Here is a 13,005-nt window from a genome sequence, read left to right as displayed (position 1 = left end):
CGTATGAAATCCCCTTTGCACATTGGACAAAGGGGATACCCTTCCTTCTGGTATTCGATGTCTGGCTTTGTCTGTGTTTTCTCTCAGGAGTTTAGAGTCTCAGATATGAGCGGGATATCCCAGATGGTGATTATCTGCAGGGGAGTCTCGCTTCTTCTGCCGTTTTCAGTTACAAGTATCGCCTCTAGCCTTTTGCCCAAAGCACTGAACTCGCTGAATGAAGCTGCGATTTCGAAGAGAGTCGCTTTTCTGCTAACGAATTCGACTGCCTCGTCTTCTTCCGCATAGTCCATCACGGCTCGAATCGGCATATCTTTTATGTACGCCCTCTCTTCTTCGCCAACAAAGGCCATCCACCTGGCGATCGCATTCGTAGTGAGAATTCCTCTAAATTGCCTTCCCTCATAGACGGGTATCTGAGAGAATGACTTCTCCCCTATGATCTTCAGGGCTTTGTCAACCGTATCGTTGAGGTCGATTGTAACGACTTTTCCTGATTTGAATATCGTAGATACCCTGGGTGGAGCGTTCAACATTTTGGCAACGTGTTCAATATTTTCTACGACTTCCTTATGCGGTTCTGCAATAGGTTTGCCATCACTTGTTAGCGTGTGGACAATTGCATTTCGGAGTTCAGCGTACTCGAGTAGTATGTCGAGGTAGTTGCGCAGAGTTTTGTCGCTCTTTGATGCATCTCTCAAGGATCTTGCGAAGCCGTCGATCCGGTAATCTTCGTTTATCTTCCTCAGATAGCCCTCTATCGATCTGAAGGCCTGCATAAACCTCTCTGAATTGTCCATATCGACCTCCTGAATGGAACTTCGCTTACAATCGCAGAGAATCAGTAATGGTAGCAGAACTGGACAAGAATTGGAGAGACGACTCTCTACCTAAATAGAGTATATCAAAACAGCGGGGTACTGGGAGAACTGCAGATCTACAATCGCGGTTGGGGAATCGGAAGATCATTGGTGACTCCGGAACTTTCTGAACTCTCAGATCTGTTTTTCGAGCAGTATTATAAGGTTTGTCAACTCATTCCAATCACATACAACTTTGTGAAACGAATCCAGTTCATAAGTTTCAAAGAGCAGTCGGGGGAATGGCTGCTCTTCAGGAGAAAACTGAATCTAACTGCCATGTTATTGCCGTGCGAGTCACATAGAAAGAACAGTATACCGGTCTACTATTTCTGTATCCTGAGTGAAAAATCTAGGAGTAGTAGCTTTCATCAGGCGAGGTATTGGAGATCTCATTTCAATGTGGAAGTGCTCCAATCAACCATTATTGTGGTGCGACATCAAACTATCGAGAACTTTCTTGAGTTTCTTGTACGTCTTCCCTTTCAGGGGATAAGGGAGTGTGAGCAACCAGTCGTTTATGAGCGCAATTGCCATTGTGTAAGCTCTTCCTTCCTGAATCAGCTCAGATATTTCTTCGTCTTTAAGAAGGTTGCTCTCTAGGATCATATCTGCTCTCTTATCGATATAGGGTTTTGCGGATTCCAAAAGCAACTCGCGAATTTGTCTTTTGACTATCTCTCTCTCTTTTTCCCTCATAAATCATTATCTCCTTTCCTGTCTTCATTAAGAGAATGATCCTTTATCTTCATCATCTTCCACGAAAGTCGATGCAAAACAGTGCCTGATGAGAAGAAACTTCCGTAATTTCAATGTGAAATCGCAAGAGCACTTCCCAAGCAAGCAGCTCATTTGAGTCTCAAGAATCGTGAGAATTGAACACCTGCATGCAGCTTTCGAAAAGTCATGATGGTTCGAGAAATCGGAATTACATCATTCAGATGATTTTCCTTTTTCGACAGTTGAGATTTCTTATCTGCCGAAAGCAATCACTTTTAGATAAGCTCCTGATTGTTTTCGCAGGTCTCTTGGAGCGACACTAGGAAAAAGTCGGGATAGAATCTTCATTTATTGAAATTCAGTCCAAAGTATTACTTGACAGTGATGAAACAGAAGAGGAAATGACCAATTAGCGCCGCTCTCAATTCACCGAGGCTATTTTCTGTCATCAGAGTAGGAACTTTGATAAGGATGTTCGTCAATGATTACTGACAGCATCAAATATATGGAAGGGAATTTCCTCAATTCGACTGATGTTGGGAAACTCATTTCTGAGGAAACCGAGCGATTGACAATGAATGCCAGACGATCGTATAGATTCAGAAACTTTGCAAGCGTTCGAGTAATAACTTATTGCAGCTCCACATAAGAATCGTGAGTCCTTCAAAGCTCAGTGGATAATTAATTCTCGTCGAGACCGGAGAATTGGCATCTTGTTGCAAGCTCACAATCGAAAGACAAGACTTTGAATGAGCAACATTCAACGAAGTTAGAACTAGAGACACACACAAGAGATAAGGATAGTCCTTATGGTATTATCTTAGGATTTTTCGAATGGACAGGGTGGTAGAAGTGAAACGAAGGAAAATTGGGATGACTCTTGTTGAACTGACAGTAGTAATGATAGTTTTCACGATTGTGCTTTCATCAGTACTCTTGATGTTCACAGATCTCATCAGAAGATCGAATATTGCTCTTGGAGAGGTAGAGAGATATTCAGAACTTTTCAAAGTTGACAGCATAATTCAGGCTGAGCTTTCAAAGGCAGGCCCAAATGTTGAAAAGATAACTCTGGTAAAGGAAAGTGAAGAGGGACCGGCAAGAGGATTGAGATATATGGTTTCTTTGCCCTTCGTCAGGGTAAAGGTGACAAAGCAGTTTTATATTAATGAAGGTAGGCTTTTCATATGGGAAAAGCAAAGTGCTCAAGGAGACTTTCCCGTTGATAGTACTGCAGATTTAATTGAGCCTCTTGACAGCGCTGAGAACATAATTTTCTCTTCCAGCTCATTTGACCATGTCGATTTGGAATTTGAGTCGGTCAACGGAGGATCGGTTTCATATAGCATAACGCTTTCTTCTCCCGATGGGACTCGAACTCACAGGTCTTCTGTGAGATTAATAAATGTGAAGTGAGGATGACTATGAAGAAGGGACTTTCTATGGTCGAAATGATTATCACAATGGCCGTTGTTGCGGTAATAATTGTGACCATATTTCAGATATTTCTCACAATACACTCGGCTCTTAGCAAGTCAAATGTGAGAATGAAGAATTACACAGAAATAAGATACGAAATCGCGAATCTTTGGAGATCGGGTGGAGTTAACGATTACGGATTGGAAGTATCTGAAGATGGTTCTTTCTTTGACAGGTTAGCTGCAGAAGGTGTCTCTTCCGGCCTCCTAGAAAAGCTTGAAGCAGCAATCACAATAATGAATGTAGAGGACAAGAGTCGCGAAGCAACATTCACTGCAGTAATGCAGAAATGATTGGGAGTGAGCCACATGAGGAAAGGGCTTGTTTTGCCATTGACCTTGATAATAATGATGTCAGTTACAGTAATCTCTGTTGCGCTTCTAAACAGAACTTCTTCAACTACCTCAGAGTTGTTTCAACGGATTAGCAAGGCGCAGCTGCAGGTGGACGGGGGGAATGCATTCTTCGCGAATTTCGGATATCTCAAGAGAAAGTTCGCTGAAGAAAGCTATCTCAATCTCTCAACTGATAATTTCTATATTTCACTAACTTCGACCCCAACAATGTATGAGGATTTTCTTGGTCTTTTCGTTAGTGATACTCTCGAATACCGGGCTTGGAAGGATTTGTTTTCTAAGTTCTCTAGTGAGCAGTTCTACAGGCCGGGATTTGATTTGACTAAGGTTTTTGATGAAGTGACGGGGGGAACCTTCGACGATATGATTCTAATCCCCTACACATCATCTCCTAATACGCTTCTTGCGATCGTGAAGACCTCTAAGGGGAATATGAGTGCTTACTTCTGGGGACTTGCGAGCCCGCGTTTTTTCAGCAACTGGTCGAGATTCGAACTGGAAAGCAACTCAACTGCCTTCTGGAATCCAGGATCCGTTATATATGGACCGACTTTCTTCGGATCGGTAGGTCAGGGAGGAGCTGGCAACGGTGGCTTCAGAATGAAAGCAACGATACCACCTGATCCTGACGATATTTCGGACGATGGGCCCATTTTCAATGGAGAAGTTTGGTACGAGAATGCCAATATAGATCTTTCCGGGAAGTGGGTTGGAAAAAAGACAATACGAGTAGATACAGATGGCGACGGCGATTATGATGAACGATTCAACAACAAGAATTATGCTGTACACGTAGAGAATGGCGAAACATGGATATTCCTTGAAGGATTTGATGAGGTGCTTGTAGCAGATTCCTATGAAGAAGTGCCTGGAGAACTAAGAGTGAAAGGTTCAGTTGTTGACTTCGTAGACAACGCTTCTTCGGGAGACTTCAATAGTCGCTTTCTTTCATGGTTCTTGAGAGCCGGGAGTAACAAGGTGAGTCAAGAAACCATAGAGGACCTCGAAACGAGATTCGATGAGATGGAAGATTATTACTCCAGTCACTATTCAAACATTACTTCGCTTGAAGATCTGCTAAATGCACTTGAAAGAGGTACTAGCTTGCCTCAGAATTCTCTCGGGCTCTACTTGAAAGACACTGAGAGAAGTTCCGGTTCTCAGGTGTCTGAGACTGAAACGTTACAGCAGATAAGTTATGAAGACTCGCAATGGCTAGAAACTCTACTGATTAATGATAATGACTTCTTGGATGCGTTTGAAGCCTGGATAGTTGATGATGACCACAGGAAGCTCTCTGCGAACTCAATTCTCGGGAAGAACGATAACATAACTGATGATAGCTTCACGTATGAGGAACTGAGAGAGATAATCAGTAGCGACCACGTAACGCTCTCAGGATTTGAATCCCCGATCATTGAGGAAAGGAGAAACATTGTTCAAAGTGAAACGACCGGAAGCCTTAGCATTTTGGACTCGGCTAATAGTGTAACTATGTCGTCAGATGTTCTTCTTGGCTCTCCACTAAACAATCTTGTCGGGCCAGGAGCCTTTGAGAGCTCAACTTCATATTCGGTGATTAAGTATCAGTGGGATAGGGAAGTAAGATCATCAAGTGACAGCCACCAGATCAGGGAACGAACTCGAGTTGCGAACAGATACCCTGTGCAATATGAGACGTCGACTATCGCTTTTTCTCTTGTCTTCACCGGATGGGAATGGAGACTCAGTGGCAAGAGTGGACCTTATCAAAAGGGACCCAGGTCATGGAGTCTTAACTCAAGCATCGAGGGGCCTGTAGCAATAGCAGTATGGTCCGACTGGAATTATTCTCAATGGTCTGATTGGGAAGTGATAGGTGGAAGTGGGGGTAACGGACAAAAAGTGGCAGATGCAGATGTCTATATGTATTTGATAACTCCGTCCGATGGTTTTTCCGAGATAAATTTCGATACGACCGTCATAATGAAAGTCAACTCGGAGAACGAAGAAGACTATCCTTCCTTCACTACCGAGGCTACTACTCTTTCAAACAGAGGTTACTACGTGGTTGAGGAGGACATTGAAACAGGAGGTTCTGGAATACCTGGAGGTATTGGAACGACACTGGGTAGAGAAGCAACTGTTATTGACGGGAGATACACAATAAGATCAAAAGAGGGAGACATCAGGATTTATGGCGATATCCTTTATAACGATATGCTGAATGATTCAACTTTCAGAAGTTACGTCGATGAGCCGGGACTTGCCTTTGACCCAGACTACGACCCCAATGAGTCAGCATCCAACGCCTCTTTGAATGACATGCTCAATCTTGTTGCAACTAACGGGAACATAGTAATGCCTTACCAGAGCAATTCGAGTGGAAGAGATGCGATCAAGAATATCAAATTGTTTACTAACCTCTTCGCGTTCGGGAAGAATAGTGGGCATAGCAATACAGGACAGATTCTCATAGATGGCTACGATCGCTACAATGTAGATATGGGTTTTAGGCATCTGTTTGGCACTATGGTTTCTATTGAAGCAGGTCCTGCAGGGACTCTCTCGGGCGGTTTCAGGAGCCGTAACTATTACGATGAGAGACTCTACGGAAACGAAGATTTGCCATTTGCATCTCCGGAGTCGAATATTCTTGAAGTAATGGGCACATCGATGAGATAGAGACTCCGTTCTGAGAAGACTTGCATTTTCAACGGAGAGATTGATCCTCATTTACCAGAGAGTGCAAATGGATATACTAGAACCGAGGGAAGTATTGCGAAGAAAGTGTCTTTTTGACTTGTTCTTCACAAAGCTCCGGATGTAAGTATGATCGAATCAGACCTGGTGAAACATTCGTATGAGAGAAGAGAAGCCCCGGTGACGGCGGGGCTTTTTGCTTAAACAAGGTATGACGACTCTCTAGTTCAAATAAGCTTCGAAGCCGTTTTCCATCAAGTCTGAGTATGTCGGAACATCTGTGTAGGTGAGTTCCGTGCCCATGAACATGTTGTAGCCGTTGATTAGCGCTTCGACGGTCGCCAGATGAAGGCCGACACGGTGCTTGAGAGGGTACTTCTCATCGTGGAGCACATCGGCGTTTTCACGCCACGTGTAGTCGAAGCCGGGATTGGGCGATTCAACAAGGAATGAAATACTTTCCGTGGCATCTCCGATTTCCCTGTGGCTAAGGCCTTTAAATCGTATGTCGGATTCTTCAAGGTTCAAAGAGACCCCGTAGTTGAATTCAATCTCCATAGTGGCGTATGCGCCAATTTCCAGCCCACGCTGGTGACAGACAAGCATGTACGCCAGTCTGCCTCCCTGAACCTTGTTTCCGTCGACAATGCTGTAGTTGTCTGGAGTATCGCTCTCATGCATGTCGAGGTTGAAATCGACTTTCTCGGTTCTTATCAGTTCAATTATCGCGAAGGCCAGCTTTTCGGTGGGGGTTCCGTCGGGTCGCCCGGGGAAGTTTCTGTTCAGATTTCTCGACTCGTAGCCCGGAAGCTCCTGTCCCGACTGATAATGGACGTAGACATCTGGATCGGGGGCACCCTGATCTTCGATGTCGGTATTTCTGTCTCCATATACTAGGAAACGTGGCCCGGACTTCGACTCGATTTGCAGAAAGTGATCCGGCTGGTTCGGGTAGAATACGGTTCCTATTGAAGCCGCGCTGCTGTTGCCAAAAGGCAGAACAATTATCCTGCCGCTCTTCACCAAAGCGTTTTCAATGAATATTGTCGCAGCTACGGTTCCTGCGATCTCCATTGGATGTGTACCACCCATAAGCAGAAAGGTGGGCCCGGGCACTCCGCTGTCCATGTAGTAGACTGGAGTATCCATGTTCGTTCCCTTGAGAGGTTCGAAGTAATCCGATAGCCATCCGGTGCTCGTTACGCCATAACCTGCACGAATGTCGGGCCTGAAAAAACTCGCCATTGAAAATGAGGCAACGAGAACCAGTATGAAGATGATAAGAGTTTTTCTCATTTGCTATTACCTCCGATCGTTTAGAGAAAAGCAAGGGGCCTAAGGCCCCTATAATCTATCTCACAAAGAATTCATTGAGAACTTCAACTAAATCCACTGTCTTTTCGAAAAGCTTGAGGGGAATGGATCTCTCCTCACTTATCTTGGTGAACAAATCGTCTTGATTAGCGTCGACTTTAGCAAAGAGAGCGTCGGCATATGGCGCTAAAGCCAACAGGATTTCATCGGATGAAGAGCCTCTCCGAGACTCTCCTTCAAGGTTGCCAACGATTATTTTGGTCCCGTATTCTCTGGCCTTCTGAGCGAGAAGCAAGACTCTCTGAAGTTCCGCGTCAATCTCTATCCCTGCGGCTCCTAGACCCTTTCCACTTGCGCCAACGACTATCATTAGCGTTTTGTATGTTTCAATTTCAAACTGATCGGCGTTAAGCAGCTTTTCGAAAGTGTGTTCGATCTTCGCCATTTTGGCGACTACTGTTAACTGAAGAGCACCGGGAGACTGACCAGCGGAGGTCACTATCACCGGCTGCTCGAACCTTACTTGCTCATTTTCCTGCGCAAAGCAGGCAATACAGACGATCAGCAATCCAACTATTAGTATCGTTCTTCTCATGATCATTCTCCTCAATACTCAGGAGCTGAGGCCCCTCCTTCTCTTCTGAAGGCTCCGATTCCTATTGCCAGTCCGTCCGGTTGTATCTGAATTAGGTTAAGAGAGCCAAACGAGCGGTATGGGAAATCAAACTCCCTTACCGTGTGACCCATGATTTCTTCAAGGAACAATCTTGTGTTTTCGGGATATCCCGTCTCCATTCTGAATTCGGGGTAGTTAGGAGAACCGATTATCTTCGGCTTCATCTGAGCTTCATCGAGTGTCATCCCGAAATCAATGAGGTCAACTATTACATTCGTTATAGTTGATTGTATATAGTAACCGCCTGGAGTACCGACCAAATAAACGACCTTTCCATCTTTCTCAATAATTGTAGGGCAGATTGTCGTTACCGGTCTCTTACCTGGAACGAGTCCTCTTGATGTGTCGTCCAGTGTGAAGTTACCCATCTCGTTGTTTATGAAGAAGCCATCGAGATAAACTCCTGAACCAAAGAAAGAAGACAGGGTTTGCGTCCAGGCTACAGCGTTTCCGTCTCTGTCGATTACCGCGAAATGAGTAGTATCTTCTCCGACTCCTGCGGAAGATGGTTCCAGTTCGATTACTCCGGCGCCAGCTAACATCGCCTCAATGTAAGAATCTGTGTTTTCAAAGAGATCTGGCCTGCCCAGATAGTCCGTGTAAAATAGTTCACTGTCTAGAGCCTGGTTCAGATCGATATTCATGAACCGTGTCTTCGCGTAGTCCTTTGTAATAAGTGTTTCGACAGGCACATACACATACTCAGGGTCACCGCTGTAAGAGAGAAGATCTATCATTGCGAATGTCAGCGCCTGGCTAATAATGTTCATAACAAGTGGGTCGTCCCAGTTGAAAGCGGACAAGTTGAAGTGTTCAAGAATATTCAGAGTCTCTATCAGGTATGGGCCTCCAACCGGAATACTCGGTACGAAGAGGTCGTAGCCTCTGTATGTTCCGTGAAGAGGCTCTTTCACTAGAGCCCTGTAGTTCTCAAGATCTGTCTTTCTAAGGAACCCTTCCTTAGATTCAATAAGATTGGAGATCTTGTCTGCAAGTTCTCCCTTGTAGAATGCCTGTGGTCCGTTTTCTGCAAGGTATCTGTAGGTTTCGGCCAGCTCTGGGTTCGTGGCGATATCGCCTGCTTCCCATGCGAAAAGTCCATCCTTCAGGAATCCGGGAGCATTTTCCATCAGTACGTCGTAACTACTTCCACAAGTTGACGCAAAGGTATTGTTCACAACAAACCCTTCACTTGCAAGTCGTATCGCCGGTGCAATCAGTTCGGCAAAGGGCAATGAGCCTCCGTGAAGCCACAGCTCTATAATTCCGGCAAGGACTCCCGGGGTGCATATGCTAAGAGGCCCCGTTCTCAGATCACTGGTTGTCAATCCAAGAGCTTCAGCGTTCTCTACGGACGCCAGCCATGGGGCAGAGCTTCTGAAATCGACAGCGATCTTCTCTCCATTGAACGAGGCGACAGCATATCCCTCGCCACCGATACCTGACGCGTACGGCTCGACAACTCCAAGTGCTAGACTCACGGCGATTGCCGCGTCTATTGCGTTTCCACCTTTCTCCAGAATCTCAGCACCTGCCGCAGATGCGTAAGGATTACCGGCCGCAACGATTCCCGAATTGGAAGCAAGAAGAACTCCCATTTCCATCGTGATTACTGAATACCCAATTCCTACAAGAAAAACAAGACATAAGAGAGTAGCCAAAGCCTTTTTCATATGAACCTCCTCTGAAAAAATTTGATCGCCATCAGCGATCGAAATGAAGTAAAAAAGCCTAAAACAGTTGGAATCTGTGTATAGACAACCCTAAATAGATTATACTTCTTCATAAACAGAGAAACCAAGTTCAGATATTACTGCCGAATACGATCCCAATGAGGCGTGAATATCTGAAAGAGAGTCAGTCAAGTAGTAGTCGGTAGTTCATTCATCTGAAACGCGCTCGCACTGCAGATAATGTCTGCAATAATGCTCCTAGAGATCAGTACTGCAAGTAGCAAATGAAGACTGGAAAAGGAAGTCTGTCTGTGTTGAAGAGAAGTAGTTTCCTCTCCTGCGGGAGGTGGAAGAGTAATATGTGAAAGGTTACCGAGTGTAGCTGAATGAAGATCCAGTTTTGATTGGCAACGAGACTTGAAATTCACAAATTGAGTTTCTTTCTCTGAAGAGCTGATTCAACTGAAATTTCGAGAAGAATCAATCGCTGAGTCATTTCGAGGATTCTCGAAAAGGTTCCGTTCTTAAGAGCACGATGAAAAGTACTTAGGAAGTTCAGTCGGTACTCTGATCTTCAGAAAGCGCCCGGTATAAAAGAAGCCCGGCCGAGAAGCCGGGGTTCATGAGTGATGTTCTCTATGATTTCCATCCTAAAAGTGACAAATGCTAGATATCTTCTCGAGACGTGTGACTCTATTCGGTCTCGAATCCAGCTCCAACATCGTTCATGAGTTCGTAGAAACCCGGGAAGGAGACCGAGACACATTCTGCATTGCTTATCTCCGTGACGCCTTCTGAGAAGAGTCCCGCGACGGCGAGTGACATAGCCACTATATGGTCGTCGTGGCTTTCGACCTCTTCTCCGGTTAGCTTCTTGGCGCCATGGATAATCATTTCACGATCAGTGTCCTCGATCGATGCTCCCATTTTTGAGAGCTCCCTTTTCATTACCTCGTCTCTGTCGGTCTCTTTCACTCTTATGCTTTCTATTCCCCTCAGTACGGTGTCTTCCTCAGCGTAGCATGCTGCGACTGTTAGTATGGGCAGAGCATCGGGAATGTCGGAACAATCTATGGTGATTCCCCTGAGTTTGTTTCCCCCCTGGCCTTTAGAGAGTTGGTAGCCCCGTCGATAGTTACGTCTCCACCCATCTCTTTCAAGATATCCACGATTACTGAGTCTCCCTGGCTTCCGGAAAGATCGAGATCCTCTATCACAATCTCGGAATCCGTAACCAGCGCCGCTACAAGAGGGAATGCAACGGATTCCCAGTCGCTTGGTATTGAAGTTTCGACCGTTTTGTATTCCTGGGGGCCTTCCACTTCGAAGAAGCTGTAGTTTTTCTCGTCGTATTCGATTTTTATCCCGTGTTCGGTCATCCAATCCACCGTCATCTGCAGATAAGGTCTCTCTATGGCTTTTTGGACTTCAATTCTTGTCTTGCCTTTTATCCTTGCGGAGGCCAGAAGCATTCCCAAAATGTACTGGGACATCATTCTAACAAAAACGATCGTGCCGGCCCTCATGGGGCCTTTAATTATAACAGGAGCCGCATTGCTGTTCTTCCTTGTGGTTACGGCAAAGGCTCCCAGATCTCTCATCGCATCCAATAGTTTTCCCACGGGTCTCCTGCGGATCTGGTAATCACCCGTCAAAACAACGTAATCGCTCAGAGTTCCGGAGATAGCCGTGGCGAAGTAATAGGTCGTTCCGGAATTGCCGCAGTCGATCATATCGTTGGGAACTTTCAAGCCATCCTGAGTGCTCTGGATAGTCCATACTCCCTTTCGATCTTCACGTCCGATCCGAAGGCCTTTGCGGCTCTTGTCGCTGAAAGACAGTCTTCACTGGGAAGAGGGTTTCTTATGGTTGAGAGCCCGTTTGCCATCGCGGCGATGAGGGCCGCTCATATTGTATGGCTCTTTGAACCGGGTACGGAGAGCCTCCCTGAGAGGTTATGCCTGGAAGCAAAGGCTATCATTTTCATTCCTCCTGTCCTTTGTCAGACCCTCTGGAGAAGAGCTTCCTCACTCCGGTCTTGACAAACTCGAAATTTGAAAACAGCGATATTAGTATGAAGGCTATCAGTATGAGGCTGATAGGTCTGGAGAACATTGAGATTATCAGATTGTCTCCTGCCGAAGCCAGCGATACCGCTCTTCTGAAATTGGCGTCCATCAACGATCCCAGCACAATACCGAGAACCATTGGCACCACCGAGTATCCCTTCCTTCTCATAACGAAGCCAATCAGGCCAAAGATGGCCATAATCAGGACGTCGAATACACTTGAGTTTATTGCATAAGCGCCAATTATACAGAATTGCTGCCACAGGAAGCAGGATCTTCTTCGGAATCAGCACCATTCTGGCCATTAGCGGTGCCACACTGATTCCGAGAGCGATTATCGACAGTGAACTAATTATTCCCGCAGCAAGAATTACATAGAAGAGATCGGGAGTCTGCGTGAAAAGCAGGGGTCCGGGTCTCAAACCGTGAACGTACATTGCAGATAGAAGGACCGCAGTAACCGCATCACCGGGAACGGCAAGCGTAAGCATCGGTATGAGTGCTCCACCTATACAGGCATTATTAGCAGACTCGCTGGCAACTATTCCCTCAACGGCCCCTTCTCCAAAGGGTACTTCTGGCTTCCTAACGGTCTTCTTTGACTGATCATAAGCAATCAGAGAAGCTACTGGACTACCCGTGCCCGGCAGAGCACCTATGAACGTACCTATCACTGCCGACTGCAGTGAAAGGAAAATGTGTCTCAATAGCTGCCGAAAACCAACCTTCTCCTTTCCCTGCTTTCCGGAAATGGGATCGAGAGAACGCTGACCTATCTGAACGAGAATCTCCGAAAAACCGAACAGCCCGATCAGAGCGGCTATCAGGGAAATACCGGCCTGAAGCCTCGTCGAACCGAACGTGAATCTCGGGGTTCCCATTATCGGATCGATTCCTATCAAGCTTATGATGACGCCTAGAGCAGTGCTTATGAATCCCTTCAGGAAGTTCTTCGACGTAAGAGACCCTACTGTCGTCAGGCCGAAGAGGGCAAGCAGGTGCGGGTCTCGGGTTTGGGGTCTAGGGTTTGGCAAGAGCTGAAAGAGCGGGAAGAACCGTCCCTCGTACTTCCTTGGAAGAGCGGGAGAAGAGCGGTTCTAAGTTCCGACGCTGCGCGTCCTGGTTCTTGATCATCAGCTCCAAGTTCCAAGATGCAAGTTGCAGTGTGCCAAGAAG

The 13,005-nt window shown here is 46.0% G+C and carries 9 protein-coding genes and 2 pseudogenes; 3 read left to right on the top strand and 8 right to left on the bottom strand.

The window, feature by feature from the left end; all coding sequences use genetic code 11:
• Positions 1-83: 83 nt before the first annotated feature.
• Both B3K91_RS00055 and B3K91_RS00050 read right to left on the bottom strand, forming a co-directional pair.
• Positions 84-800, bottom strand: coding sequence for a CBS domain-containing protein (locus tag B3K91_RS00055; protein WP_292589559.1), 717 nt, complete (start codon positions 798-800; stop codon positions 84-86).
• Between the two features lie 477 nt (positions 801-1,277).
• Positions 1,278-1,559, bottom strand: a complete 282-nt coding sequence (locus B3K91_RS00050; protein WP_214079657.1) for a hypothetical protein — start codon at positions 1,557-1,559, stop codon at positions 1,278-1,280.
• Between the two features lie 873 nt (positions 1,560-2,432).
• On the opposite strand from B3K91_RS00050, the gene B3K91_RS00045 reads away from it, so the two are divergent.
• The 3 genes from B3K91_RS00045 to B3K91_RS00035 are packed head-to-tail and all read left to right on the top strand — an operon-like array spanning position 2,433 to position 6,079.
• Complete coding sequence (locus B3K91_RS00045; protein ID WP_292593769.1) at positions 2,433-2,996, top strand: PulJ/GspJ family protein; 564 nt, start codon at positions 2,433-2,435, stop codon at positions 2,994-2,996.
• 8 nt (positions 2,997-3,004) lie between these two features.
• Positions 3,005-3,352: a prepilin-type N-terminal cleavage/methylation domain-containing protein gene (locus tag B3K91_RS00040; RefSeq protein ID WP_292593767.1), complete on the top strand. Its 348-nt coding sequence runs from the start codon at positions 3,005-3,007 to the stop codon at positions 3,350-3,352.
• 15 nt (positions 3,353-3,367) lie between these two features.
• Entirely contained in the window at positions 3,368-6,079 is a 2,712-nt protein-coding gene (locus B3K91_RS00035; RefSeq protein ID WP_292593765.1) for a hypothetical protein, read from the top strand.
• A gap of 240 nt (positions 6,080-6,319) precedes the next feature.
• On the opposite strand, the gene B3K91_RS00030 is transcribed toward B3K91_RS00035, so the two are convergent.
• The 6 genes and pseudogenes from B3K91_RS00030 to B3K91_RS00005 form a co-directional block, all read right to left on the bottom strand.
• Entirely contained in the window at positions 6,320-7,393 is a 1,074-nt protein-coding gene (locus B3K91_RS00030; protein WP_292589573.1) for a succinylglutamate desuccinylase/aspartoacylase family protein, read from the bottom strand.
• 55 nt (positions 7,394-7,448) lie between these two features.
• Positions 7,449-8,006: a DUF6305 family protein gene (locus B3K91_RS00025; RefSeq protein WP_214079652.1), complete on the bottom strand. Its 558-nt coding sequence runs from the start codon at positions 8,004-8,006 to the stop codon at positions 7,449-7,451.
• A gap of 11 nt (positions 8,007-8,017) precedes the next feature.
• Positions 8,018-9,760, bottom strand: a complete 1,743-nt coding sequence (gene ggt / locus B3K91_RS00020; protein WP_292593761.1) for a gamma-glutamyltransferase — start codon at positions 9,758-9,760, stop codon at positions 8,018-8,020.
• A gap of 693 nt (positions 9,761-10,453) precedes the next feature.
• The gene (locus B3K91_RS00015; protein ID WP_292593771.1) at positions 10,454-10,801 is read right to left on the bottom strand and encodes a hypothetical protein; all 348 of its coding nucleotides are present in this window, start codon (positions 10,799-10,801) and stop codon (positions 10,454-10,456) included.
• A gap of 29 nt (positions 10,802-10,830) precedes the next feature.
• Positions 10,831-11,648 (bottom strand): annotated as a pseudogene (locus B3K91_RS00010) (3-phosphoshikimate 1-carboxyvinyltransferase).
• Positions 11,649-11,743: 95 nt separating this feature from the next.
• Positions 11,744-12,863: pseudogene (locus B3K91_RS00005) on the bottom strand (tripartite tricarboxylate transporter permease).
• Positions 12,864-13,005 lie beyond the last annotated feature (142 nt).

The organism is Mesotoga sp. UBA5847 (assembly GCF_002432735.1).
GTDB lineage: Bacteria > Thermotogota > Thermotogae > Petrotogales > Kosmotogaceae > Mesotoga.
Note: the sequence above shows the minus strand (reverse complement) of the source record. Positions and strands in the feature narration are given on the sequence as shown.

Coding starts and splice junctions, on each gene's coding strand:
- B3K91_RS00055 (WP_292589559.1), bottom strand. CDS start 800: ATGGACAATTCAGAGAGGTTTATGCAGGCCTTCAGATCGATAGAGGGC.
- B3K91_RS00050 (WP_214079657.1), bottom strand. CDS start 1,559: ATGAGGGAAAAAGAGAGAGAGATAGTCAAAAGACAAATTCGCGAGTTG.
- B3K91_RS00040 (WP_292593767.1), top strand. CDS start 3,005: ATGAAGAAGGGACTTTCTATGGTCGAAATGATTATCACAATGGCCGTT.
- B3K91_RS00035 (WP_292593765.1), top strand. CDS start 3,368: ATGAGGAAAGGGCTTGTTTTGCCATTGACCTTGATAATAATGATGTCA.
- B3K91_RS00030 (WP_292589573.1), bottom strand. CDS start 7,393: ATGAGAAAAACTCTTATCATCTTCATACTGGTTCTCGTTGCCTCATTT.
- B3K91_RS00025 (WP_214079652.1), bottom strand. CDS start 8,006: ATGAGAAGAACGATACTAATAGTTGGATTGCTGATCGTCTGTATTGCC.
- ggt (WP_292593761.1), bottom strand. CDS start 9,760: ATGAAAAAGGCTTTGGCTACTCTCTTATGTCTTGTTTTTCTTGTAGGA.